The sequence below is a fragment of the Acinetobacter sp. ANC 3832 genome (assembly GCF_002135415.1).
Taxonomy (GTDB): domain Bacteria; phylum Pseudomonadota; class Gammaproteobacteria; order Pseudomonadales; family Moraxellaceae; genus Acinetobacter.
The window spans coordinates 415,427-441,587 of the sequence record NZ_NEGJ01000002.1; the positions used below are offsets into that span (position 1 = coordinate 415,427).

Sequence of the window (26,161 nt, forward strand, 5' to 3'; positions counted from 1 at the left end):
ATGAAAGTTAATTTCCCCCTCTTCGCTCTTGCGATTGGTGCATTTGCGATTGGAACCACTGAATTTTCACCGATGGGTTTTTTACCGCAGATTGCTGAAAATTTAGATATCTCTATTCCCACAGCAGGCATGCTGATTACCGCTTATGCACTGGGTGTCATGATCGGCGCACCTATCATTACCTTATGGTTTGGGCATTTCCCTCGTCGAAAGGCACTGATTATTTTGATGAGTATCTTTACCATTGGTAATATTTTAGCTGCACTTGCACCCAATTATTGGGGATTAATGGGTGCTCGAATCATTACCAGTTTAAATCACGGTGCATTTTTCGGGATTGGTTCCATTGTCGCCACCAGTGTCGTGCCCAAGGACAAACAAGCCAGCGCGGTCGCCATGATGTTTATGGGATTAACCATTGCTAATATTGGGGGTGTTCCTTTAGCCACATGGATTGGGCAAAATATTGGTTGGCGCATGTCTTTTGCTCTAATTGCGCTATTGGGCATCACCACCATGCTTGCACTTTGGAAAGCACTGCCTGAGGGCGAATTAGGGCAACGCCCTGATGTAAAGGCTGAACTTAAAGTACTCACTCGTTTACCTGTGGTGTTGGCTTTACTCACTACGGTGATGAGTGCAGGCGCGATGTTTACTCTCTATACCTATATTGCACCAAGTCTGCAAAGCATTACTCATGCAACGCCTGCTGTTATTACGATGATGCTGGTTCTTATTGGAATAGGCTTTTCCATTGGTAATCATTTCGGTGGAAAATTTGCCGATTTATCATTGACCAAAACCTTGATTGGCTTCTTAGGTTTATTGATGGTGATGATGCTGTTATTCCCTCTTTTAGCCAAAACGACTTTGGGTGCTGCAATTGCGTTAATCATTTGGGGAGCTGCTGCTTTTGCTGTTGTACCACCTTTACAAATGCGTGTCATGTCGGTTGCACATGATGCGCCTGGGCTGGCTTCTTCTGTCAATATCGGTGCTTTTAATTTGGGGAATGCCTTAGGTGCTGCTGCAGGTGGAGCAGTGCTGAACATGGGAATGAGCTATTCAGCCGTGTCTATCACAGGGGCTTTACTTACCGCTTTAGGGCTTGTTTTAGTCATGATTCAAATGAAATTAAGTAAGCAAGCCACCCTGACTGCAAATGAATAGGCCTTTTTCATAAGCCAGCTTTTAATCAGTATTTGCTCATAATGGATGCCCCCTCTCCTTTTTAAAGAGAGGGCTAGAGAGAGGATGATTTAAACTATTTTAAAAAATCAGGCAATGCAGGCAATTTATTGTTTTTGCCCAGTTCAATCTTCATTTTTTGTAACATCTGATACGGTTGTTGCTGAACCAACATATTGGTCACACTTTGTGGAATTGAACCTTCAGGATCTGCAAAGCCTGTGGTGGTTACTTTGACTTTATTCGCTGAAAGTTTTTGGAAAATCCAATCCCCTTCATAGTTTGTCAAACGCACATAGCTTGAATTTACAGGCTTACCTTGGGAAATGGCTTTATTTTTAATGGTAATATTACCATTGGCATCTTTTAACATTTTTCCACGAACAACCATATCACGATCTTTCAATGGAAAAGGAAAATCTAAAACCATATAAATGGTGAATTCACCTTTTTTATCATCCCGAGATAAGAGTTCAGCTTTTGCCACATTGGGCACCCATTTAGGTGTATTACCAATATCCAAAACCAAAGCCACAGCACGTTCAATTGGTACATCTAAAGTTGTTTCTGCTTTATACGACATGACAGGATTATTCGCATCCTGATACGTCCAAACTTTAATATTACTTTTATCTATACTTAATTTAGCATTACTTGGTAAAGCCGCTTGTGCAGTGAGGCTAAAAGCACTCACCACACACGCAATAAACATCACTGTTTTATTCATTTTATTATTCAATACATCATGTAGATTTTTAATTTTAACGGATTCAGATTTCAGCTTAAATGTCATTTAAGCCTAAAACATCTTTCATATCGTATTTTTTTGCCTCTTTGCCTACAACCCAAGCGGCTGCACGTACAGCACCTGTGGCAAAGTTCATACGACTGGTTGCTTTATGTGTCACTTCTACACGCTCACCTTCGCCAATAAACATAACAGTATGTTCACCAACAATGTCACCACCACGAATGGTTTCAAAACCAATGGTTTCACGTTCACGTGGACCAGTATGACCTTCACGACCATATACAGCGACTTTCTTTAAATCACGACCCAAAGTATCTGCAATCGCTTCACCCATCATCAATGCTGTACCTGATGGTGCATCTACTTTATGACGGTGATGTGCTTCAATAATTTCAATATCAACGGTGTCTGCAAAAACTTTTGCAGCTAGTTCTAAAAGCTTGATCGAAACATTGACACCTACAGAATAATTGGCTGCGTACACAACAGGTGCAATGTTTGCACTTTCATTTAAAGTCGCTTTTTGAGCATCAGACATGCCTGTTGTACCAATCACCATGGCAACACCAGCTGCACGGCATAATTGAAGATGCTGTTCAGTCGCAACAGGTGCTGTAAAATCAATCACAACATCACAGTCTTTTAAAACATCTTGTAGATTACCCACAATCTTAACGCCCAATGTACCAATACCTGCAAGCTCACCTGCATCTGCACCCACCAATGAGCTTTCTGGGCGCTCTACTGCCGCAGCCAATTGATAACCTGCTTCTTGAACCGCTTGGATTAAAGTACGTCCCATACGACCGCCTGCACCTAGTACACAAATGCGTGGAATTGTTGACATTAGATCTTCCTGAAGATGGATTTTTAAATTGCATCTACTATAACAAAACTCTGTAGATTGGCTAAGTTTCAACAACAAAATTTCCAGAAAATCTCAAACTATAAAAGATGAGCAAAGTGACGATAAAGATAGATCTATTCTTTTCTTATAAATATCGATATGAATCAACCATGTGATTAAAAGTTAAAAAAATCTAAAAATGACTGGGTGATCTACTGACTTTTCATCAAAGTGAAAAGTTAGCATCGCACACTACAGCGCACGAATGATAAAAACGGGATTATAAGGAGATCATGATGCATTCGAATAAAATGGTATTTACACTACTCATAGTAACACTCACGACCAGTGTATGGGCTGGATCGACAACAACAGGAGAGACATCCAATACTGTCACGATACAAGAAAAACAAGTCGTCGTAGCAGAGAATCCAAGCGCTGAACCACAAGCAACGGTTAGAGTGGAAGATATTGATCAACCTGTTTTTGAGTAGAACTAAATACAAAAATAAGCCGCTTTAATGAAAGATAAATCGCCCATAAAAAAAGAGGTATATGCATGCATATACCTCTTTTGATTGATCTGTTTAATTTGACTTAAATTTTATATTTCAAATTAATCAAACAATCGATCAAAAAACGATTTTTTCTTAGGTGATGATTTATTATCATCACCATCCATTGTTTCTTGAAGTTCTTTTAACAGTTCACGTTGACGTGCTGTTAAATTCACAGGTGTTTCAATCACCACGCGACACAGTAAATCACCTTGCATACTGGTACGTACAGGTTTAACCCCTTTACCACGTAAGCGGAACATTTTACCTGTCTGAGTTCCCTCAGGAATTTTCAGACTCACACGACCTTCAAGTGTCGGAATTTCTATTTCTTTACCCAAAGCTGCATCAGCAATACTTACAGGTACGTCCATATATAAATCGGCGCCATCACGTTGGAAAATTTCATGTTCACGAACAACCACTTCAACGTATAAATCACCTGCTTGACCGTCACGAATTGCTTCGCCTTTACCTGTCAAACGTACGCGATCACCATTGTCCACACCTGCAGGAATGGTCACTTCAAGGGTTTGTTGACGATCTTTTACCCCTGAACCATGGCATGTATTACAAGGGTTCTTAATGATTTTACCTTGTCCACGACATGTACTACAGGTTTGCTGTACAGAGAAAAAGCCCTGTTGCATACGCACTTGACCTGCACCATGACAGGTTCTGCACGTTTCTACATCATTTGGGTTTTTAGAACCTTTGCCATCACATACATCGCACGGTGCAGGTGCAGTAAAGGTTACGGTTTTTTTAACGCCTTTGACCGCTTCTTCAAGCGTTAATTCCATGACGTAGCGTAAATCTGAACCACGGCGCGAACGCTGTTGTCCACGACCGCCACCACCGAATGCGCCACCGAAAATGTCACCGAACTGGCTAAAAATGTCTTCAGCGCTAAATCCGCCTCCGAAGCCACCGCCTCCGCCACCTTCAAATGCATTATGTCCCATACGGTCATACATACTGCGTTTTTCACTGTCTGACAAAATTTCATAAGCTTCAGCAGCTTCTTTAAACTTTTCTTCAGCTTCAGGATTGTCAGGGTTACGATCTGGATGATGTTTCATCGCCAACTTACGGTAGGCTTTTTTAATTTCATCATCACTAGCGGTTTTAGAAATGCCTAAAACCTCATAATAATCACGTTTAGCCATGTCTGGCGATGCTCCACGAAATTTGATATTACTTCACTGCGAAGTAAGGTGGGGGTCACTACTTCGTTTTACAAGCAAAAAGATGAAAAAAATTAGAAAACGGCTTTCTTTTTTAGATATTTGCTAAAGCCTTGCAGCCACGCATTCAATAAATACAGCCATGCAATCGCACTGAATACAACACCAATCACAGTACATGCTTTGACCCAAATAAAACTATCCCAATAGAAAAAAATCAAAGGAATAAACCATAGGGAAGCAAAAGCAGCCAATAGCATAAATAAGACTACGCTACGCATAACCCATAATGCTTGTGCATGAAGCCATACTTCTGCATTGTCGACCTGTACCACTTTTCGAGCTAACCAATACGATATGACAGCACTCACAATGGTGAACAATGCAAGAAACATGAAAACATATGAGACCGTGACATAACGACGGTGCTGTTCTGAATTATCTTGCCCCATGGGTGTTTTTGTACCTCAATTCATTGCATGCTAATTTATTTATATGCAATGAAAATTTCAATGTTATTTTGTGTTAAAGATTAAGTGCTACTATATTGAATTTTTCAATATTTCGCACCTAATATTCACAAAAAACTAAGTATTATTTGCTTGTTTTTCAACCTTAAACCATGTTGCATATAGTGCAGGTAGAAAAAATAGGGTCAACATGGTCGCAATAATCAATCCACCCATGATCGCAACAGCCATTGGCCCGAAGAAAATACTTCTTGAAAGTGGAATCATTGCCAGTACCGCAGCCAATGCCGTCAGGATAATAGGTCTAAAACGGCGCACTGTTGCATCTAAAATTGCATCCCATTGATTATGTCCTGCTTGAATATCTTGCTCTATTTGATCAATCAGAATCAGTGAATTACGCATGATCATTCCAGAGAGTGCAATTGTTCCGAGCATCGCTACAAAACCAAAAGGTTTATTAAACAAGAGCAGGAATAACACCACTCCAATTAAACCCAATGGTGCTGTTAAAAATACAATGAAGGATCGAGAAATACTCTTGAGCTGAATCATCAATAAAGTAAACACTACAGCCAAGAATAAAGGCATACCTGCATTTACAGAAGATTGACCTCGCGCAGATTCCTCAACAGTTCCACCCACTTCAATCAGATAACCACTTGGCAATTCAGCGCGAAGTTGATCCATCTTTTCAGTCATTTCAGCAACAACAGTGGCAGGCTGTAAATGCGTTCGAATATCGCTACGTACAGTAATGGTCGGTAAGCGATTACGATGCCAAATTAGACCATCTTCAAACTTATATTGAATCGTCGCAATTTGTGACAGAGGAACGGTTATTCCCTTGCTTGTTGGAACAGACAAATTTGAAAGCGCTTCAACTTCTGCACGCTCCGTCTGATCACCTCGAATACGAATATCAATCAACTCACGTTTTTCACGATATTGATTAATTACTGCTCCGCTAATAGAGCTATTTAAGAAATTCGCTAAATCGCTACTGGAAATACCCAATTGTCGTGCACGATCTTGATCAATCTCTAAAGAAATAATTTTGCTTGGCTCACCCCAATCCAAATGTACATTGGTGGTATTCGGATTTTCACCCAACACTTTAGCGACTTTTTGAGCCACTTGACGGATGATATTCAAATCTTCACCAGATACGCGGTATTGAATTGGATAACCGACAGGAGGGCCATTTTCAAGCAATGTGACACGCGTTCGTACTTGCGGTAATAATTGACGAATTTGCGTATCTAGGCTTTTACGAATTTCATCACGATCATCCAATGATGAAGCCAACACAACAAATTGGGCAAAACTGGCTTGAGGTAATTGCTGATCTAAAGGCAAATAGAAACGTGGTGAACCTGTTCCAACATAAGCCACATAGTTATCAATTCCTTTTTGAGTCGATAAGAACTTTTCAACTTTTTTGACCGCTTGTTCTGTGGCTGTTAACGATGCGCCTTCTTCTAATTTAAGATCGACTAAAATTTCAGTTCGGTTTGAAGGTGGAAAAAACTGTTGAGGTACAAGTTTAAACATCATCACTGACAGTACAAAGATTGCGACAGTGACAGCAATGACCGTTTTACGATAACTCACACACCAGTTCACTACACGTCTAAAGCTTTGATAAAACTTGGTCTGATACGGATCATAATGTTCGCCCGTATGATGGACCACAGGTTGCGGTTCAGGCTGTTTGCGTAATCGTGCCAATAAGCGTTGATACCACGGCGCTTTCTGTGTGGTTTGACTAAAATCAGGTAATAATTTATCGCCTAAATAAGGGACAAATAATACGGCTGCAATCCAAGATACGATTAAGGCAATGGTCACAACTTGGAAAATAGACCGTGTATATTCACCCGTACTTGATGCGGCAGTTGCAATAGGTAAAAAACCTGCTGCAGTAATCAATGTTCCTGTCAGCATCGGAAATGCTGTACTGGTCCATGCAAAGCCTGCTGCTTTCACTCGGCTATAGCCCTGCTCCATTTTAATCGCCATCATTTCAACAGCAATAATCGCATCATCTACCAACAAACCCAGTGCTAGGATTAGCGCACCCAATGAAATTTTATGCAATCCAACATCAAATAAGTTCATCCCTGCAAAAGTCATTGCAAGAACCAATGGAATCGAGAATGCAACCACCAAACCTGTACGGAAACCCAATGAAAAAAAGCTAACCAATAACACAATAATAACGGCTTCAGCCAAGACTTTAATAAACTCGTGAATACTGCGCTGTACAGCAACAGGCTGATCCGAGACTTTTTTCAGTTGCATGCCTAAAGGTAAGTTTTTCTGTAATTGATTAAATTCTGTTTCTAAGTTTTTACCCAAGGCAATAATGTCACCACCTTTACGCATAGAAACAGCAATACCAATACCATTTTCCCCCATAAAACGCATACGTGGTTGCGCAGGTTCACTAAAGCCACGATAGACCTCAGCCACATCCCCCAACTGAATTGTTTTATCACCCACCAATAACGGCATTTTTTTCAAGTCATCAACATTTTTAAGCTGACCACTGACTCGTACTTGTATGCGGTCTGTACCTGTTTCAAAAAAGCCTGCAGTTGCCATACTATTTTGTTGCTGAAGCGCTTGTTGAATTGCAGTTACGGGAATGCCCAATTGCGCTGCTTTGGTATTTGAAAGTTCAATCCAAATTTTTTGATCTTGTAAGCCAATTAAATCAACTTTGCCCACATCTTTCACACGTTGTAATTGTAGTTGTGTGCGATCTGCATATTCTTTTAAAGTGGCATAGTCAAAATCATTGCCTGTTAAAACATAAATATTTCCGAACGTATTCCCAAATTCATCATTAAAAAATGGACCTTGAACGCCACTTGGTAATTGCTGTTTGATATCCCCTACTTTTTTACGTACTTGATACCAGACATCTGGAACTTGTGCAGAGGTCAGTGAATCTTTGGCAATGAAAGTGACCATCGATTCACCCGGACGTGAATAAGCTGTGATTCGATCATATAGCCCTGTGCTCATCAACTCCTTTTCAATCCGATCGGTTACCTGTAAAGACACTTCCTGTGCGGTTGCACCCGGCCAATAGGTTTGAATGACCATCACTTTAAATGTAAACGGTGGGTCTTCACTTTGTGAAAGTTTGGAATACGAATAGATACCGACGATACTCAGTAGAATCATGAAATAAAGGACCAGTCCCTTATTATTCAGCGCCCATTCTGACAGGTTAAATTTCATGAATTGGCTCATGAACCACCTCCAACTTTAGTTGAAGCGACTGGAGTTGCTTGAATCGTAACCGCACGATTTTCACGATCTACAGGATGAATTTTTTGCTTTTCACGTAATAGATGCACACCACCAACCACAACCCAACTATTGGCATTTAAACCACTTAAAATTGGAACACTATCTCGTCCATAAGCCCCTAAAGTCACAGGCACTTTATGCAATGTTTGATCTGCATTTACAACCCAAACATAGGCTTGATTTGCATTTGCTGAAACGCTTGAAAGCGGAACACTAAGCATATTTTGCGTTGTGGTATTAAAGAAAACACGTGCACTTTGTCCAAGTTGAATGGCAGACTGCCCTTCTTTTAAGGCAACCTTGGCCGTAAAAGTACGCGATTGATCAGCAGCAGGAGAAATCTCTCGGACATAAGCAGCGAACTTATCTTGAGGTTTAGACCACAGTGTTACCCAAGCATCTTGCCCTACTTTAATTGTGGACACCGCTTGCTCAGGCACTCCAATAACCACTTCACGATCACCATCAATCGCCAACTGATACGCTGCTTGCCCTGCTGCAATCACTTGTCCAATTTCAATATTACGCTCTGTAATCACACCATTTTTATTGGCAACCAATTGGTTATAACCCGTTTGATTGGCTGTTACAGCATAATTCGATTGGGCTTGTTTTAAAGTGGCATTGGCAGAATCATATTGGCTTTTAATGGCATCATATTGTGAACGACTCACCGCATTAATCGGCAAGAGCTGTTGAAAGCGTTTAAATTCATCCGCGGCTATTTTCGCTGCGGATTGCGCACTTTCCAATTGAGCCTGTGCTGAATTCAGTTGCAACTGCGCATCTTTCACATCCAGTTTTGCAAGTACCTGTCCGACTTTGACACGATCCCCAACATCAACATAACGCTCAATAATTTGCCCACCCACACGAAATGCAAGTGCCGTTTGCTGTCGGGCTTGTACATCACCCGCATAACTTTTTTGTTCATTGTGTATGGTTGCAGGCTGAGTCACCATGACAAAAGGGACTTGTTCCGCAGCAGGCTGTTCTTTGCTACACCCCCATAAAGTCACACTACATACAATCATCATGCTGATTATCACTGATTTTGAAGTACTCATACGCGTTGCTCTTATTCAAATGCATTTTTTCGGGCACAATAGAGTGAGGTCTATTAATTTGATTACTTTTTAATTAATATACCGCATGGTACATTAATTATAAATCAGGTATCAAGTAAATGACTTATTTTTCTTTTTTTGGAAATTAAAGTGCAAATAACAGCAGGTCGTCCAAAGGACTTAGAAAAACATAAGCGTATTTTAGAAGTGGCGAAAGCGCTATTTTTAACCTGCGGTTATCATGGCTCGAGCATGAATCAGATCGCCAAAGAGGCAGGTGTGACTAAACTGACGGTGTATAACCATTTTCAGGATAAAGCCACCTTGTTTACTTGTGCCATTGAAGAAACCTGTGAGGAATCGATCAATGCACGTCCTTTAACCTTGCATGCAGATTGTGACTTTCAACAGGCCTTTTCTCATGCGTGTGAATTGGCTTTGAATATTATTTGTTTGCCTGAAGCGATTAAACTAGAACATCTACTTTTAGAGTTGGCAGCCGAACAGAATCCTTTAGCACTGCAATTTTATAATGCTTCACACCAACGGATGTGCCTTGTTTGGCAAGACTTCTTTCAACAAGCGATTAATCTCGGTTTTATTCAAAATGCCGCCGTGGATAAATTAACTGATCTGATTTTGTCTTTATTGCTTGGGCTTCGCCATCATGAAGTGTTATTGGGCATTCGTAAGCCACCGACAGAAAGTGAAAAAAAGCAGATTATTTTAGACAGCATTGATCTATTCCTATTGAAATATAGAGCAGCCTAGTTGTATTTCATTTTTAAATAATACAATGCATTGAATTCACGCATACTGATCAATGAATTGCTGACTTATTCACCAGCAGTTCACATACTTTTGTAGGATAAGACTTGGAATGTCAATATTTCGCGATATAGTCGAAATAAGAAGAATGGGAGAGTGAAAAATGATTCAACAAATTGATGCTCCATTGCGTGAAGATGTACGCTTACTGGGAAATATTTTAGGGGAAACCTTAAAGGAACATGCAGGACAAGATTTGTTTAATCAGATTGAGCAAATTCGTGCCTTAGCCAAAGGTGCACGAGATGGTCAAATTGAAGCAGAAAAACAACTCGAACAATTATTTTTTAATTTAAAAGATGATGAAATTCTTCCACTGACACGTGCTTTTTCGCACTTTTTAAACTTTGCCAATATTGCAGAACAATACAATGTGGTGCGGAGCCGTCGTCAAAGTGAATTTAATGAAAATGAACCTTCTCCAAATGTCTTGGTTCATCTGTTTGAAAAATTTAAAAACCAAGAAATTTCGACTGAAGTTCTGTATAAACAAATTTGCGAACTAAAAATTGAATTGGTGCTTACCGCGCATCCAACTGAAGTCAGTCGTCGTACTCTGATTCAAAAATATGATGGCATTAACAATTGCTTATCCACCTTTGATCAGCAAAAACTCACGCCTAAACAACGCCGTGATGTATTAGCCGATTTAAAGCAATTGGTCTGCTCTGCATGGCAAACGGATGAAATTCGTCAACATCGCCCAACCCCTATAGATGAAGCAAAATGGGGCTTTACCACCATTGAGCAAACCTTGTGGAACGCAGTACCCAAATTTATTCGTGAACTGAATGAATTGGTTGAAGATCATTGCAAACAAGATTTACCTTTAGATATTGCACCAATTCGTTTTGCCTCGTGGATGGGCGGTGACCGTGATGGTAATCCCAATGTAACGCATAATATTACTCAAGAAGTCCTGTGGTTATCTCGTTGGAAAGCGGCTGATTTATATCTCCGTGATATTGAAGATTTACGCTGGGAATTGTCTATTCAAGACTGTTCAAATGAATTGGCTCAAGCCTTAGGGAAAAGCCATCCTGAACCATATCGTGAATATTTACGTGATGCACGTGAACGTTTAAAAGCAACCCGTCAATGGTTAGCGCATAAACTTCAAGGGCAACATTCAGATGTCGATCGCAGCCAAATCATTCATCATAAAGATGAGTTATTACAACCTTTATTGGTATGTTATCGCTCATTAATCGCCTGTAATCTACCTGAAATTGCCAATGGTAAATTGCTCGACTTTATTTATCGGGTGAATTGCTTTGGTATTGAATTGCTTAAACTGGATATTCGTCAGGAATCAGGTCGTCATCGCCAAGCCATTTCAGCGATTACCGAATATTTAGGCTTAGGCAATTTTGAAACGTGGACAGAGCAAGCCCGTCAAAATTTCTTATTACAAGAACTACAAAGCAAACGTCCTCTGCTACCGAAATTGCTCAATGAGCCTAAAGGAAGCTTAATTGAGCATCCAGATGTGCAAGAAGTCTTTGCGACCATGCGTACTTTGGCTGAACAACCTAAAGAAAGTTTAGGTGCGTACATTATTTCTATGGCGGAATATCCAAGTGATGTTTTAGCTGTATTGCTACTGCAAAAAGAAGCAGGTATTGAACATCCTTTACGTGTTGTACCGCTGTTTGAAACACTGAAAGATTTAGATGGCGCATCTGCAACCATGAGCACTTTGTTTAATATGCATTGGTATAAACAGCATATTCAAGGTAAGCATGAAGTGATGATTGGTTACTCAGATTCTGCCAAAGATGCAGGCTTTATGTCTGCCAATTGGGCACAATATCGTGCGCAAGAAGAATTAACTGCTATTGCCAAACAACACGGCGTGACCCTAACTTTATTCCACGGTCGCGGTGGTTCAATCAGTCGTGGTGGCGCACCGACACAACAGGCTTTATTCTCGCAACCACCCGGTTCAATTTCAGGTGCAATTCGTGTGACTGAACAAGGTGAAATGATTCGCTTCAAGTTTGGTTTAGAAGAAATTGCGCTACAAAATCTTGAGATTTATACCGCTGCAACATTAGAAGCTACCTTGCTTCCACCACCTGAACCGAAACAGGAATGGCGTGATTTAATGCATACAATGACCGATTTATCGGTTCAGGTTTATCGTCAAACCGTGCGTGAAAATCCTCATTTTGTTCAATATTTAAGAACAGTGACACCTGAACTTGAGTTGCAAATGTTGCCATTGGGTTCACGCCCTGCAAAACGTAAAGTCAGTGGTGGTATCGAATCTTTACGTGCCATTCCATGGGTTTTTGCATGGACACAAATCCGTTTAATGCTTCCTGCTTGGTTGGGTACTGGCGCTGCAATTAATCAAGTGATTAATCAAGGTCAAAAAGCCGTGTTGGATGAGATGCTACACGAATGGCCCTATTTCCAAACACTTATTGATATGTTGGAAATGGTACTGTCTAAAGCAGATTCAAATATTGCGCTGTACTATGAGGCACATTTGACCGATGACGAAGATTTAAAAGTACTGGGTGCTGAATTACGTCAACGTCTACATGATGCAGTGCAAACATTATTGGCAATGAAAGGTGAATCTAAACTTTTAAGTTCTAATGATGTGCTTGATCAATCCATGAAAGTGCGTAAACCGTATTTATTACCCTTACATTTATTACAAGCTGAATTGATGAAACGTCGCCGTGGTTATTTGGCTGAATGTCAGGCTGAACATACCCCTGTTGATCATGCACTTATGGTCAGCATTGCAGGGATTGCTGCAGGTTTACGTAATACAGGCTAAGCAACATTTTTAAGATCATTCATCTTGTATAAAATTTTTATGCAAGATATCGACTTAAGGAAATATCATTTCATCGTGATATTTCCTTTTTATTTTTTGAATTTTCTAAAAGAAAGTACAGCCAATATAAATCTAAACAAAATTCCTGTTTATTTATTCAACATCACCGCCATTAAAGTCAAAATAATTCTAAAAAAATAATTCAATTGCAAAAAATTAAATATTTGACTTTATTTTATACTGATTTTTTAATCTCTTGATTTTACTTACTTACACACTTTTTTGATTTGACCGTTTGGTACAAACAAAGCAAAAAAATGAATGATAGCAATTCTTTAGTCTTTCTAAAATGATGAAAAATCAATAAAAGAAAGAGTATGATGTCCTCAATTTGTTTTTTGAGCGCTCAATTTATGTCCAACTGGTTTCCCAAGTGGCGTCCATACGACGGTAACATTGATGCCCGTCCTGTTGGTACCAATGAGTACCTCCCCCCTGCACAAAGCGCTGTCTTAGGTATTCAACATACTTTTGCAATGTTTGGTTCAACCGTTTTAGCGCCATTTTTAATGGGCTTTGAACCCAATTTAGCCATTTTGATGTCTGGTATTTGTACCATTCTGTTCTTTTTAATGACAGGTGGTCGAGTTCCAAGTTATTTAGGTTCGAGTTTCGGCTTTATTGGTGTCGTGATTGCTGCAACAGGTTATGCGGCTTCTGGTACAGGTGCGACCAATCCCAATTTAGCCATTGCTGCTGGCGGAATCATGGTCTGCGGTATTTTATATGCCCTATTTGGTCTACTTGTGATGGTAACAGGAACCAAATGGATCGAGAAATTGATGCCACCTGTCGTTACAGGTGCTGTAGTCATGATCATTGGTTTAAACCTTGCACCCATCACGGTTAAAAGTGTTGCAGGCAATAACTTTAATATGTGGATGGCGTTGGTCACCGTGCTATGCATGGGATCTATTGCGGTATTCACCAAAGGCTTATTGCAACGTTTATTGCTTTTGGTTGGCTTATTGTCGTCTTATCTAATCTATTTCATTGTGTCTAATGTGATGGGAAATGGTACGCCCATTAACTTTACGCCTATTCAAGAAGCTGCATGGTTTGGCTTACCGACCATTCATTCTCCACAATTTGATTTCAATGCCATCATTATTATTGCCCCAATTGCATTAATTTTGGTTGCTGAAAACTTAGGTCATATCAAAGCTGTTGGTGCAATGACAGGTGAAAACCTAGACCCACAAATTGGTAAAGCATTCCTTGCAGATGGGATTGCAACCACAATTTCTGGTGGTGTTGGTGCGCCGGGTATGACCACTTATGGTGAAAATATTGGGGTCATGGCAGTCACTCGGGTTTACTCAACTATTGTATTTGTGATTGCTGGTGTCTTTGCTATTTTCTTAGGTCTTTCACCTAAGTTTGGTGCTGTCATCCATACCATTCCCACAGCAATTCTGACAGGTGCTTCAATTGTCGTTTTTGGTTTAATTACTATTGCTGGTGCAAAAATTTGGATTGAAAACAAAGTCGATTTTTCTCAAAATAAAAACCTCATGGTCGCGGCAGTAACCATTATTTTAGGCACAGGTGACTTTGCGCTACAATTCGGCAACTTTAATTTAGGCGGTATTGGTACTGCAACATTTGCAGCACTTCTTCTGAATTGGTTCTTTAGCTTAGCCGATAAATCTAAATAAGTATTTTAAAATTTAGGCAGCCGAAAGGCTGCTTTTTTTCGCGCTGATTTTTAAGACGGTATTTTTTTAGTAAGATGTCATTCAATCTAAAATAAGTGCTTGCCCATGCGACTCAATTTTTTTGATCTACAGCTCTTTTTAAATATTGTTGATACAGGCAGCTTAACCAAAGGTGCAGAGCGTTCAGCAATTTCATTACAAGCTGCCAGTGAACGGATGAAGAAACTTGAACAACAATTTTCTGTCAGCCTTTTCACTCGACATGCCACAGGTGTAAAACTCACCATCGCAGGGCAAACATTTACTGAGGAAGCACAACGACTGGTTCAGCAAAGCCAACATCTACAACAAGTGATGTTGCCCTTTTCATCAGGCTTAAATTCAGAAATGACTTTGTGGTGTAATTCCTCTGCACAAAGTGAATATTTGCCAATGCTACTGCCACAATATTTAGTTGAAAATCCAAACATTCAAATTGATTTAAAAGAGGCAGAAAGTAACGATATTATTCATGCTTTGGAAAAAGGTACAGCTCACTTAGGACTCATTTCGAGTTTTTTTCATGCCCATCAATTACAAACACTCGATTTCTCAAATGATCCATTGGTTCTAATCTGTCCAATAGATCATGTATTAAAAAATCAGACTGAATTAAAATTGATTGATACGTTGAACTATCCCTTTGTCGGATTAATGCAGTATCACTCATTACAGCAATCGATTGAAGCTCAAGCAAAAAACTTAGGTTGTGCTATTCAATATCGCTTACGTTTACCCAATTTTGCAGCGATTGCACAAGTGGTTGCAAATGGCGTTGGTATTGCCATTATGCCAAAGCGAGCAGCCAAACGACTGAATGAATTATATGCCTTTCATCAAGTTGAATTACTTGGAGCATGGGCAAATCGCAAACTTTTATTGGCAGCACAAAACTTTGATGCCTTGCCTGTTTCTTATCAACATTTCACTCAATTCTTAATGTCGCAAAAAACCAAGCTTTCTATTTAAGAAATATCTTACTTAAAGCCTTTGAATGTCTCTTTTAAGCAAAACAAGAACGAGGCTTTAATATAGATGTAAATGGCCTAATGCAATTGATACTCAAAACTCAATTCAAATGATTCCAAATTGATGTAAAACCATATAACCACTAAAAAGAACTAAGCCACTAAAGAAAACTTTACGAAACTTTTGCTCTGGAATCTGATAGCGAATTTTCGTTCCAATCCACATTCCCATTAATGCAGGAATCAGTGCAATTAGCGACATTTTATAATCAATGGGCGTATCTTCTACTGGATTTAAGTGAAGGAATCCAGCCAAACAGAGCGTTGAAACGGTGAAAGCCAAACCTAAAGATTGAACTAAATCATCTCGCTTTAAATGCAATGATTGCAAATAAGGAACAACTGGAATAACGACTACGCCTGTTGCTACAGTCAATGCTCCCCCTAAATAACCCACAATAGGCGACAACCATTTTTCATGAGGTGCAAGGTTTGGCATATTTTTTGAAAATAAGCCGTATAAACCATAGAGTGCGAGCATGCCACCCAATAAAGCTTCACTATGAAAACCTTGACCGCCATGCCCTAACGTTGGAAAAACACTCCAAATAGAACCGACAATAATACCCATGAGTAATGGCCAAAAACGGCGAACCAATTGTAAGACTCGCCCTTCTGCAAAAAGTTGCCAAAAATTGGTGACCATTGAAGGAATAATAAGCAAAGTTGCAGCCTGAAATGGGCTAATTACCAATGTTAATAGCCCCATAGAAACAGCAGGCAAACCTAAACCAATTGTGCCTTTAATCATACCTGCAATTGCAAAAACACCAATCACGAACCCTAACATCTGCATTACCTCTTATATTCAAGGCGATACTACAGAAAGTTATTCATTTCAAAAATCAGTGTTTTTAGAAGTAAGCCTCAATGAAAGATTGAGGCTTAAAAATCAAAATATTTATGTACTGACTCAAGATTCTGTCATTACTCATTAAAATTCGTTGTAGATCTGAATATTTTCTTTCTTATAAGCTGGGTGAATAAAATAAATATTGCAAAAAATGATATGAAGCGCAGTCATAATAGCTTCATTTATTATTCTGTTCTGCATTAAATTAAGGTCTAATCTCTTTTAACTCTCGTTGAATAAAATGCTGAATCATTTCTCGATAAAGCGTCTCAACCAAATCAGGATTGGTTCCAACATCAATTGCTTGCTGACGCACCTTATTTATCACTTGTTGCACACGTTCAGGAGATTGCACATCTTCCGCATTTCGCTTAAAACGTACAGCTTGATCCACATAAAACTGACGTGTCGCAATCATTTCTATTAAAGCTTGATCAAGTGCATCAATATGTTCACGCACCTGTTCAAGTGACTCACATTTCTCTCTTTTCATGTCTGGGATCTTCACTGTTAATCAGCCTTTCAGCATTATTTTCACTTTTATATTTTTGTTCTAACACATTACTGAAGATACTTTCAATCATCCACACACGATATAAACTATTAAAGACATACTGTTTGCCATCAATTCTTAATTCCAATACTGGAAAATCAGGTTGATGTTGATTAGCACAGGTTTGATCATTCTGTTTGAGTAATTCCGATACGTCCACTTGAGTTAACGTTTCAATCCCTAAAGTCTGTTGCATCCGTTGAAAATGTGCTTTAAAGGATAAATCTTGACCTTTCGTCCATACAGCTTCAAGAATTTCATACATTGCATCAACGCGTTGCTCTTCAGATACGCTGTAATACAGTTGCGCCATATTCACTGTACTATCAGCAGTTGGTCGACAAAATGGCGTAAATTTAACTTCAGTTCGTTTCGATAACCGAGTCGCTAAACTCCAATCAAAATCATCCCGTCCGTGATAAGACAAAGGGAATACATTCAGTTGAATGTTGTAATAATCAGCAAGCTCTTCTTTAATATACGCCAATAATAACCAGCTGATCGGATCTTCAAGCGCAATATATAAATCGAGTTCAGGGTGCATTGCATGTATTTCTGCAAGCTCCTCTGCATCACTCATAATGTGCTCACGCCACTCAATATGATTAATCAAAAAAATAGGGTTTTCGATCAGTAATTTTTGTTGTTTAAGACGTCGGATCAAACGCAATAAATCATCTACAGCATGGTATTTACGCCCACCAAACTCGAAATGACTGGCAAGTACTGGCGTATGATTAAAGATCCGTTCAGGTATATTTTGAGGTGTTTGATGTTTACTCGCCATCACAAATAAAGTACGCAATTTCCCGTACTGCTGTTGCCAGAGCATATGAAAAACGTCTTCGATTAAATAAAGGAAGTTTTGCCCTGTGAGTGGCGTATTTCTTAGAATTATTTCTGCTTGTTGTAGTGCTTCTGCTGTAGGTTGTTCTGGTTTTTCATCATAACTAAAGCGATGTTGATTGGCTAAAATTTTGGCATCATTTAAACAATAATTACGCCATTCTTCAACAGTCATGCCATTGGGGGGTTCTGCGGCTGTATCCGAAATGATGACCTTCAACGGTTTTAATGCATCACTCAAAATATCATCTAACTGGGTTAGCTGTTGTACTGCCAAATAACTATAAACATCATCCAGACGTAAATAAATACTTAAGCCTTGTTCCGTGGATAACACCTCTTGGCGAATCGGCTTTTGATAAAACCAACTCGATCGGATTGGATCAAACCAACGGCGCAGCAGTGACATTAGATAAGCCTCGAAATAAATGCTGAATGAGTTCAATATTTTGATTGAAACTCGCTCAAGGATACCATCCATTCTTCTCGGATGCTTTAAAAAATAAAATGAACTTTATGCAAAAGTTATAGCAATTCAAAGCAAAAGATTCAATGTTTCAGAACTGGATAAAATCATTTATTCCAGCCAACTTTATCTACTTTTCAACTCAAAAACAGTGAGAGACTATACTTTTAGGGTTATACCCTAAGTCAATTTTCAATCCATTCCTTTGTAATGAATTGATGCCGTTATCGTATTTTATTCTGTTTGGAATATTTCATCAAAATCACACATATATTGCTTTTATCGTCTTAGAGCATCTTTAAAACTAACAAACCAACTTGGCATTTCACTGACTTATAAATAATTTCATCTAAGCCAATAATAAAAATGCACTCATTTCGAGTGCATTTTTAAAACATCAAGCTTTTTGAAAAACGTTATTTCATCAACTTAAATCACAAAACGATTAAAGTTCTCGTACCGCACCTTTTGATGCACTCGTCGTATGCATCGCATACGCTTTAAGTGCTTTAGATACTTTACGTTTACGTTCTTCTTTTGGCTGCCAACCTTTCGCATCTTGAGCTTCGCGACGCGCAGCCATGATCGCATCATCCACTTTTAAGTGAATGCTACGGTTTGGAATATCAATTTCAATGATATCACCATCTTCAACTAAACCAATCGCACCACCTTCAGCAGCTTCAGGCGACACATGACCAATCGATAAACCTGATGAACCACCAGAGAAGCGACCGTCAGTGAGTAAGGCACATTCTTTACCTAAACCCTTCGATTTTAAATAACTGGTTGGATACAACATCTCCTGCATACCCGGACCGCCACGTGGACCTTCATAGCGAATCACCACAACATCGCCCGCAGTAATACCACCACTTAAAATGCTGTCAACTGCCGCATCTTGGCTTTCAAAGACACGTGCTGTACCGTTAAATTTCAAGATTGAATCATCAACGCCCGCAGTTTTTACAATACAACCATCAATTGCAATATTGCCGTACAGTACAGCTAAACCGCCATCTTGTGAGAAAGCATGTTCAGCATTGCGAATCACACCCGTTTCACGGTTTCCATCTAAAGTTTGGTAATAACGATTTTGTGAGAATGCTGTTTGCGTTGGAACACCGCCCGGCGCTGAACGGAAAAATTCGTAAACATCCGCATCTTCAGTGCGAATAATGTCCCATTTATCCAAAGCATCTTTCATGGTTTTTTCATGAACTGTCGGTACAGAGGTATCTAATAATCCTGCACGATCTAATTCACCCAGAATAGACATGATACCGCCTGCACGGTGGATATCTTCCATATGTACATCTTGTTTTGCAGGTGCAACTTTACACAACACAGGCACACCGCGTGACAGACGATCAATATCGGTCATGGTGAAATCAACTTCTGCTTCATGTGCTGCAGCCAATAAATGTAAGACAGTATTGGTTGAACCACCCATTGAAATATCAAGAGTCATAGCATTTTCAAAAGCAGCTTTGGTTGCAATTGAACGTGGTAATACGCTGTAATCGTCCTGTTCATAGTGCTGTTTTGCTAATTTAACAATCAACTCACCCGCTTTTAAGAATAATTTTTTGCGGTTAGCATGTGTTGCAAGCGTCGAACCATTACCGGGTAAAGACAAACCTAAAGCTTCTGTTAAGCAGTTCATTGAGTTTGCAGTAAACATACCTGAGCATGAACCACAGGTTGGACAAGCAGAACGTTCGTATTCAGCAACTTCTTCATCGGTAAAACTATCATCTGCCGCAACAATCATCGCATCGACCAAATCAATGGCTTTTTCATTGCCACGAATTTTGACCTTACCTGCTTCCATCGGACCGCCAGAGACGAATACCACTGGAATGTTAAGGCGCATTGCAGCCATCAACATTCCCGGTGTGATTTTGTCACAGTTGGAAATACAGACCATCGCATCTGCACAGTGTGCATTTACCATGTATTCCACTGAGTCTGCAATTAAATCACGCGAAGGCAATGAATAGAGCATGCCATCATGCCCCATCGCAATGCCATCATCGACAGCAATGGTGTTGAATTCTTTGGCTACACCGCCTGATGCTTCAATTTCTCTCGCAACCAATTGTCCTAAATCTTTAAGATGTACATGACCTGGAACGAATTGGGTAAATGAATTGACCACGGCAATAATGGGTTTACCAAAATCATCGTCTTTCATTCCTGTTGCACGCCATAAGCCACGTGCGCCAGCCATATTTCTTCCGTGTGTTGATGTTTTTGAACGATAGTCAGGCATTGTGTGCTTCCAACAAAGTTTAAGCTTGAAATGAATCTGATGATTCTCTCTGGCTGAATATTACTAATATAGTTTTGAATCAGTCGAAATATAAACACATCATACTACATGTGCTGTTGAACAGACGATCACCACAATGATCTTTTTTTATACGAAAAATATCTGTAGCGCTTCTATTCCAATATTTCGACAAACCAGATAAAAGAAATGGATAATGAAATCTAATATAAACCGATCTCTTTAGATTAAATACACAACTTTCATGAATAATTTTTAATTTTTATATAAATATATTTTATTAATTTTACAATTTATGAAAATTTTCATTTATAAAAAAGACTTCCGAAGAAGCCTTTTCAATAAATTAAACAGTACTTATTTTTGTTTAATTAAATAGAGCCCAGTACATTGCTTACCTTCACGGTCTGTACACAATTCCGCTGTTTTTGCTGAAACCCACTTTAAACTCAAACGCATATCTGCATTGGTATAGTCAACCACTTGCCCACTACAACCTGCTTTTTTATTGTCTGTTTTCACTTTCATTGCTAAGATATCTAAAACATTTGCTTCCTTATTTCTTAAAATAGCAAAATTACCCGTCATTTTTTTTTGCTTGGTTGTATAAGTAAAATTACCTGGCTTGGTAAATTGATATGCTTCTGTGCATTGTGTTTTTGCATTATAAACAGACCAAGTTCCCCAAAAATCGTTTTCTAAATTCACTTGGCTTTTATCAAACGCTTGAGCTTGAATTGCACAACCTAAACCAATCATTACAAGTGCTAATTTTTTTAACATTTTCTATGTTTCCTAAACAATTAACTTAGCGTTCTGGGCGCAAATACACTGGGCAACTTTTCCCTAAAGAATCAAGACAGAAATAAACTTTCTGATCCGACTCTTTTTTAATAAAATTGGTTGTTGAAGTACCCGCTTGATTCTCTGAATTACCTGCACAATCTGGTTGTTGATTATCCGTCTTAAAATTAATCACAACAGCTGGCAACTCAAAACCTTGCTGTTTTTCAAGATAACTATATGTTCCTGATACGCGTTCTTTATTGCTCTGAATCAAAACTTCCCCAGATGGCAAAAATTGGTATTGTTCAATACACATCGTCCCTGGCTGGACTAAACCCCAATTTTTAGTTTGCAATAAAGTCTGTAAAGGACTTGATGCAGAAGTTGATTTAGAATCAGCAACTGCATGTGTTGTGATACTCAACATCAAACTTAAACTAAGCCATCCTAAGCGCATATATTCTCCAATTTTGAATCATTTAATCTATTTTTACCATGTGATATTTACACGACGATTTGGTGCTAAACATTCAACCAATTGAACTCGTTTATTCTCACCTGAGCATTGTTGATAAGCATCGGTCTTATTTCTCGCTTCAAACTGCATTTTTTTAGGGTCAACGCCTTGGTCTACCAACATTTGAGCAACTGTATTGGCTCTTGCTGCTGATAAATTTTGATTATAAGGAAAAGAACCTAAACGATCTGTAAAACCCGTTAAATATATGGTTTTTATACCATCTACTTGTTTAATTTGATTCGCAATATTAGAAATATATTCAGGATTTTTTATACCACTTTTATCAGAACGATCAAAGTAAAATAGAACACTTGCAGAGTGATCTGCTAATGACACTACACTTTGTTCAGTATCCGACTGATTGTTAATCCCCCAAGCCATTAAACCTTGGCATTGCTCACCTTTCCAATATAAATTTTCAGATAAAGATTTTTTATCAAAATCTATTCTGAGTTGGCAACGTTTATATTGGTTGCTATTTGGTTCTCGAATATCAAGTACATAGTTCCATGTTTTTACCGCAAATAATCCCTCTGAAAACTGTGGATTACCCAGTAAAAAACGAATTTGATCTTTAGTCAGTCCTTTATCTAACCGAGATACTTGATCATATTCATAACGTTGAACTTGCTTTAAATAGCTGTCTTTTACTTCAGGAAAGCTAATTTCTGAAGCAGTATTTTGCGTATCTATTTCTGTTGCATGGCTCATAGAAATCACTAGACCGCTGAGTACACCGAACATGATTATATTGTTTAATGTTTTCATTTTTATCTCTCTTTTATAAAGTAAAAATAAGGAAGATCCGAAGATCTTCCTAGCCTAGTGAATTAATCAATTACACCACTGATACCAATACGTACACTTGGATCACCTTGAGATGCTGCTGCAACACCGCCGGTAATCGACCAACGTCCATTATCAGCTGTTTTACGTAGAGTTACACCAATCGCATTCTCACCACCATGATAAGAAGCACCCGCGGCATAAGTATATTTACCTGCAATATACGGAGCAGATTCCAGTGCCATCGCGGCTGCAATACCTGCATTGGCTTTTTTCTCTACACTATCGATGCGATCATTGGTAACTCGGAATGCATCATCAAGTTTAGTACTGACATTATCAATTTTGCTATTCAGTGTTTGATCGGCTTTATTGAGAGCATCAATTGCTCCACCAACATTGTCATGTTTACTATCACCAACCGTATAACTTGGTGCAGTGAAGCTACCTGTGATGTTGTCATACCCTGCTCCACCACCTAAATACTTCACAACAGCATCGTTGGTTGCATTTAATTGGCTACCATTTACAGCATCTTTAGATGTTGAACTTACTGCACCATTTGCAACACCAGTAACAACACGGTCACCACTGGTACCACTCATATTTACTTTTGAACCACCTGTATCTTTAGCAACAGTAATGTCTGCATCTTTTCCAGCTTGTTGAACTAAACCAACAGAACCGCTATTGATGTCATTCTTAATACTATTGATATCATTGGTGTTATTCGTAATTTGTCCTTGTAAATTATCACGAACATCCGCTAATTGACCGCCATTAACAGCGTCTTTCGAACCAGAAGCTAAAGTACCATCTGCAACATTGCCAATTTTTGTACCATTCGATCCACCTGCAAGAGTAACGTTGTTTTTATCAACAGTACCATCTGCATTCTTATTGTATTGAACAGCTTGATCCGTCACTTTATCAATATTACCTTGGATATTATTGACAGCTGAATCCAATTGACCTTTATTCACCGCATCTGAAGTATTTACACCATCTGCAACGTTTGTAATGGCTTTGTTTCCTGCACTAATACCACCCGTCGTTACACTAGGTCCGCCTACAATAATTAAACCTGTATTATTCAACTGAACAGTCTGTCCAATTGAGACACCACTATTATTCATAATGGTATCGCCAGTTTTAACTTCTTCTAGGTCTAGTTTTTTATTCAATGCAACGGTTAACTTCGCATTACCATCAGCATCGTTTGCTTGTGAAACTGTAACGTTCTGATCACCCTCAAACTCAACTTGTTTGTTTGCTTTAATGACTTGCGTTGTATTTCCAGCTTTCACTGTCCAACCAGCATTTGCAGTACCCGTCGTATCAGCAAGTGCTTTATCTAAGGCATTTAGAGCATCTCCAACATTAGTTTGGGTATTGCCAGTAACATTATAAGTTGGTCCTGTAATCGTACCATCAGTATTTACTTTCGCATTACCACCTAAGCCATTTACCAATGCGTTTTGTGTAATACCAACTTGGTTATCAACCGCTTTTAACTGTGCAACGTTAACTGCATCAGAGTTTGCTGTACCTGCTGCTACACCAGTAATTTGACGATACACACCTTTATTTGCATCACCAACAGCGACAGCACCAGTTGTTGATGATGTTGCATTAATAGCGGCAAGATCTGGTGCTAAAATATTTTGAGAACTGTAACCAACTTGTCCTGCGCCAGTGGTTGCCGCAGAGCCAGTACCTAATACAACTGATCCATCCACAGTTTGAGTAATATTATTACCAACAACAAATGTGTCATTTGTGGTTACTGTATTGTTATTACCCAAAGCGTAACTGTCATTACCACTTATATTATTTGGATCACCAATCGCACCTGAACGATTTCCTGTAACTACATTACCCGTACCAATACTAATCGATTGATTACCTAAAGCTTGTGCACCATCACCGATTGCGATAGAAGAAGCACCTTGAACAATTGAACCCTGACCAATAACAACTGAAGCCGTTGCTGTTGCTAAAGCTTTGGTATTTAAACCTAATGCAAGTGTACCATCTGCACCCGCTTCAATAATGGCATTAACACCGATTGCTGTTGAATCTAAACCACCTGCACTTGAGTCATTTGTTACACCTAAAGAACCAGAAGATGTATCTGCATTGGTATGGAAGTATTTAATACCATCCCTATTCATTTGACTCACAGTTTGAGCAATTGTTAATCTGTCTGTTGTGTTTTGACCAGCCTTGTTATAAGTCAAGAATAATGAGTCTTGATTTTTATCATCTACATTTTGATTTACAACAATATTGGAAATGTTCATTTGAACATCATTACCATTGCCATCTTTAGTTGTGTATGTTGTAGCAGACTTCAATTGATCTTCAGTTGCAGCTTGTCCACTGACAACTTTTGACGAATCCCAAGTCTTATTCGCTAATCCATTTAATGTCCCTGTTGTACCATTGATACTAATTGCATTAGAGCCAATGCCAACAGTAACTGTATCCGTAGCTGTTACAGTGCTTAATTTCAAGTCTTTATTTAGAGCAAAATCAATCTTATTACCTGTTTTACTTACAGTTAGATTCTCTTCAGTATCAGCTGTACCAATATCGACAGTATCTCCTGCTTTAATTGCACTTGCGTCCTGACCATTCGCATTTAACACCCAACCTGTATCAAGAGCACTAATTGCAGCACCAACATTCTTATAATCAGTCCCATTTACTGCATATGTTGGTGGGGTAACAGTACCATCAGGATTGTATGATGAGCTTCCACCTAACGCATCAACCATTGCCAAATAAGTGCCATATAGTTGGCTACCATTAATAGCATCTTTCGATGCCAAACTAACCTCACCACCTTTTATATTGGTGATGCTTGTACCCGCAGCATCAATGCCCGCTGTGGTAATGCTTGGTCCACCAGTAATAGTTAAACCATTAGTGTTCAGCAAGCTATTACCTGCAGTAATGCTGGTTAGATTGAGATCTTTGTTCAGCGCAATCGCAGCTTGGCCTTGGGTCACGGTCGTGGTGATGTTGCTATCACCCACAATCGCAAGTTCGCTACCCAATGGGTTGGTTGAACTGCCAGATGCTGCATCTTTAAACGTCAGTGGGGTATTCACCGCTGTGTTTAAGCTGTCGATTGCTGCACCGACGTTGTTGACTGTGGTGCTGGTCGTCGCATCGTTCGGATTGCTTTGTACGGTGTAGCTCGGTGCCGTCACTTCGCCTGTGGTTTTGTCATAAGTTGAACCGCCACCTAAGTT

General features: G+C 39.2%; 20 protein-coding genes. 6 read left to right on the forward strand and 14 right to left on the reverse strand.

The window, feature by feature from the left end:
* Positions 1–1,170 (forward strand): MFS transporter, encoded by a 1,170-nt coding sequence (locus B9T35_RS04360; protein ID WP_086189899.1) that lies wholly within the window; start codon positions 1–3, stop codon positions 1,168–1,170.
* Positions 1,171–1,264: 94 nt separating this feature from the next.
* On the opposite strand, the gene B9T35_RS04365 is transcribed toward B9T35_RS04360, so the two are convergent.
* The gene (locus B9T35_RS04365; protein WP_086189929.1) at positions 1,265–1,915 is read right to left on the reverse strand and encodes an START domain-containing protein; all 651 of its coding nucleotides are present in this window, start codon (positions 1,913–1,915) and stop codon (positions 1,265–1,267) included.
* A 55-nt stretch (positions 1,916–1,970) separates the two neighbouring features.
* Positions 1,971–2,786: a 4-hydroxy-tetrahydrodipicolinate reductase gene (dapB, locus tag B9T35_RS04370; protein ID WP_086189900.1), complete on the reverse strand. Its 816-nt coding sequence runs from the start codon at positions 2,784–2,786 to the stop codon at positions 1,971–1,973.
* 296 nt (positions 2,787–3,082) lie between these two features.
* On the opposite strand from dapB, the gene B9T35_RS04375 reads away from it, so the two are divergent.
* A complete protein-coding gene (locus tag B9T35_RS04375; RefSeq protein WP_086189901.1) occupies positions 3,083–3,280 on the forward strand; it encodes a hypothetical protein in 198 nt (65 codons plus the stop codon).
* Positions 3,281–3,402: 122 nt separating this feature from the next.
* Here the strand turns inward: B9T35_RS04375 and dnaJ are convergent, their stop codons facing one another.
* The 4 genes from dnaJ to B9T35_RS04395 all read right to left on the reverse strand — a co-directional run bounded on the left by dnaJ (position 3,403) and on the right by B9T35_RS04395 (position 9,391).
* Positions 3,403–4,512, reverse strand: a complete 1,110-nt coding sequence (gene dnaJ / locus B9T35_RS04380; RefSeq protein ID WP_086189902.1) for a molecular chaperone DnaJ — start codon at positions 4,510–4,512, stop codon at positions 3,403–3,405.
* Between the two features lie 92 nt (positions 4,513–4,604).
* The gene (locus tag B9T35_RS04385) at positions 4,605–4,982 is read right to left on the reverse strand and encodes a hypothetical protein (RefSeq protein ID WP_086189903.1); all 378 of its coding nucleotides are present in this window, start codon (positions 4,980–4,982) and stop codon (positions 4,605–4,607) included.
* 135 nt (positions 4,983–5,117) lie between these two features.
* A complete protein-coding gene (locus B9T35_RS04390; RefSeq protein ID WP_086189930.1) occupies positions 5,118–8,252 on the reverse strand; it encodes an efflux RND transporter permease subunit in 3,135 nt (1,044 codons plus the stop codon).
* 8 nt (positions 8,253–8,260) lie between these two features.
* Complete coding sequence (locus B9T35_RS04395; RefSeq protein ID WP_086189904.1) at positions 8,261–9,391, reverse strand: efflux RND transporter periplasmic adaptor subunit; 1,131 nt, start codon at positions 9,389–9,391, stop codon at positions 8,261–8,263.
* A 150-nt stretch (positions 9,392–9,541) separates the two neighbouring features.
* On the opposite strand from B9T35_RS04395, the gene B9T35_RS04400 reads away from it, so the two are divergent.
* The 4 genes from B9T35_RS04400 to B9T35_RS04415 all read left to right on the forward strand — a co-directional run bounded on the left by B9T35_RS04400 (position 9,542) and on the right by B9T35_RS04415 (position 15,739).
* Positions 9,542–10,162 carry a TetR/AcrR family transcriptional regulator gene (locus tag B9T35_RS04400; protein ID WP_086189905.1) on the forward strand — a complete coding sequence of 207 codons (621 nt, stop codon included), beginning with the start codon at positions 9,542–9,544 and terminating at the stop codon, positions 10,160–10,162.
* Positions 10,163–10,322: 160 nt separating this feature from the next.
* Positions 10,323–13,013, forward strand: a complete 2,691-nt coding sequence (ppc, locus tag B9T35_RS04405; RefSeq protein WP_086189906.1) for a phosphoenolpyruvate carboxylase — start codon at positions 10,323–10,325, stop codon at positions 13,011–13,013.
* Positions 13,014–13,426: 413 nt separating this feature from the next.
* Entirely contained in the window at positions 13,427–14,731 is a 1,305-nt protein-coding gene (locus B9T35_RS04410; RefSeq protein WP_086189907.1) for a solute carrier family 23 protein, read from the forward strand.
* A 105-nt stretch (positions 14,732–14,836) separates the two neighbouring features.
* Complete coding sequence (locus tag B9T35_RS04415; RefSeq protein WP_086189908.1) at positions 14,837–15,739, forward strand: LysR family transcriptional regulator; 903 nt, start codon at positions 14,837–14,839, stop codon at positions 15,737–15,739.
* Positions 15,740–15,844: 105 nt separating this feature from the next.
* Here B9T35_RS04415 and B9T35_RS04420 read toward each other — a convergent pair whose 3' ends face one another.
* The 8 genes from B9T35_RS04420 to B9T35_RS04455 all read right to left on the reverse strand — a co-directional run.
* Positions 15,845–16,588 carry a sulfite exporter TauE/SafE family protein gene (locus B9T35_RS04420; RefSeq protein WP_086189909.1) on the reverse strand — a complete coding sequence of 248 codons (744 nt, stop codon included), beginning with the start codon at positions 16,586–16,588 and terminating at the stop codon, positions 15,845–15,847.
* A gap of 268 nt (positions 16,589–16,856) precedes the next feature.
* Complete coding sequence (locus B9T35_RS04425; protein ID WP_086189910.1) at positions 16,857–17,144, reverse strand: chorismate mutase; 288 nt, start codon at positions 17,142–17,144, stop codon at positions 16,857–16,859.
* Positions 17,125–18,459 carry a hypothetical protein gene (locus tag B9T35_RS04430; RefSeq protein ID WP_086189911.1) on the reverse strand — a complete coding sequence of 445 codons (1,335 nt, stop codon included), beginning with the start codon at positions 18,457–18,459 and terminating at the stop codon, positions 17,125–17,127. The genes B9T35_RS04425 and B9T35_RS04430 overlap by 20 nt, the downstream gene beginning before the upstream one ends.
* Before the next feature lie 502 nt (positions 18,460–18,961).
* The gene (ilvD, locus tag B9T35_RS04435; protein WP_086189912.1) at positions 18,962–20,791 is read right to left on the reverse strand and encodes a dihydroxy-acid dehydratase; all 1,830 of its coding nucleotides are present in this window, start codon (positions 20,789–20,791) and stop codon (positions 18,962–18,964) included.
* A 375-nt stretch (positions 20,792–21,166) separates the two neighbouring features.
* Positions 21,167–21,592: a hypothetical protein gene (locus tag B9T35_RS04440; RefSeq protein WP_086189913.1), complete on the reverse strand. Its 426-nt coding sequence runs from the start codon at positions 21,590–21,592 to the stop codon at positions 21,167–21,169.
* Positions 21,593–21,617: 25 nt separating this feature from the next.
* Positions 21,618–22,052, reverse strand: a complete 435-nt coding sequence (locus tag B9T35_RS04445; RefSeq protein WP_086189914.1) for a hypothetical protein — start codon at positions 22,050–22,052, stop codon at positions 21,618–21,620.
* Positions 22,053–22,085: 33 nt separating this feature from the next.
* A complete protein-coding gene (gene tpgA / locus B9T35_RS04450; RefSeq protein ID WP_086189915.1) occupies positions 22,086–22,883 on the reverse strand; it encodes a trimeric autotransporter adhesin/peptidogylcan-associated protein TpgA in 798 nt (265 codons plus the stop codon).
* 62 nt (positions 22,884–22,945) lie between these two features.
* Positions 22,946–26,161, reverse strand: a 3,216-nt coding sequence (locus B9T35_RS04455; RefSeq protein ID WP_322853539.1) for a YadA-like family protein, incomplete at its 5' end; no start/stop codon positions are given.

What these genes read in the sequence shown, in the direction of transcription:
- B9T35_RS04360 (WP_086189899.1), top strand. Translation starts at nt 1, where the DNA reads ATGAAAGTTAATTTCCCCCTCTTCGCTCTTGCGATTGGTGCATTTGCG.
- B9T35_RS04365 (WP_086189929.1), bottom strand. Translation starts at nt 1,915, where the DNA reads ATGAATAAAACAGTGATGTTTATTGCGTGTGTGGTGAGTGCTTTTAGC.
- dapB (WP_086189900.1), bottom strand. Translation starts at nt 2,786, where the DNA reads ATGTCAACAATTCCACGCATTTGTGTACTAGGTGCAGGCGGTCGTATG.
- B9T35_RS04375 (WP_086189901.1), top strand. Translation starts at nt 3,083, where the DNA reads ATGCATTCGAATAAAATGGTATTTACACTACTCATAGTAACACTCACG.
- dnaJ (WP_086189902.1), bottom strand. Translation starts at nt 4,512, where the DNA reads ATGGCTAAACGTGATTATTATGAGGTTTTAGGCATTTCTAAAACCGCT.
- B9T35_RS04385 (WP_086189903.1), bottom strand. Translation starts at nt 4,982, where the DNA reads ATGGGGCAAGATAATTCAGAACAGCACCGTCGTTATGTCACGGTCTCA.
- B9T35_RS04390 (WP_086189930.1), bottom strand. Translation starts at nt 8,252, where the DNA reads ATGAAATTTAACCTGTCAGAATGGGCGCTGAATAATAAGGGACTGGTC.
- B9T35_RS04395 (WP_086189904.1), bottom strand. Translation starts at nt 9,391, where the DNA reads ATGAGTACTTCAAAATCAGTGATAATCAGCATGATGATTGTATGTAGT.
- ppc (WP_086189906.1), top strand. Translation starts at nt 10,323, where the DNA reads ATGATTCAACAAATTGATGCTCCATTGCGTGAAGATGTACGCTTACTG.
- B9T35_RS04410 (WP_086189907.1), top strand. Translation starts at nt 13,427, where the DNA reads ATGTCCAACTGGTTTCCCAAGTGGCGTCCATACGACGGTAACATTGAT.
- B9T35_RS04415 (WP_086189908.1), top strand. Translation starts at nt 14,837, where the DNA reads ATGCGACTCAATTTTTTTGATCTACAGCTCTTTTTAAATATTGTTGAT.
- B9T35_RS04420 (WP_086189909.1), bottom strand. Translation starts at nt 16,588, where the DNA reads ATGTTAGGGTTCGTGATTGGTGTTTTTGCAATTGCAGGTATGATTAAA.
- B9T35_RS04425 (WP_086189910.1), bottom strand. Translation starts at nt 17,144, where the DNA reads ATGAAAAGAGAGAAATGTGAGTCACTTGAACAGGTGCGTGAACATATT.
- B9T35_RS04430 (WP_086189911.1), bottom strand. Translation starts at nt 18,459, where the DNA reads ATGTCACTGCTGCGCCGTTGGTTTGATCCAATCCGATCGAGTTGGTTT.
- ilvD (WP_086189912.1), bottom strand. Translation starts at nt 20,791, where the DNA reads ATGCCTGACTATCGTTCAAAAACATCAACACACGGAAGAAATATGGCT.
- B9T35_RS04440 (WP_086189913.1), bottom strand. Translation starts at nt 21,592, where the DNA reads ATGTTAAAAAAATTAGCACTTGTAATGATTGGTTTAGGTTGTGCAATT.
- B9T35_RS04445 (WP_086189914.1), bottom strand. Translation starts at nt 22,052, where the DNA reads ATGCGCTTAGGATGGCTTAGTTTAAGTTTGATGTTGAGTATCACAACA.
- tpgA (WP_086189915.1), bottom strand. Translation starts at nt 22,883, where the DNA reads ATGAAAACATTAAACAATATAATCATGTTCGGTGTACTCAGCGGTCTA.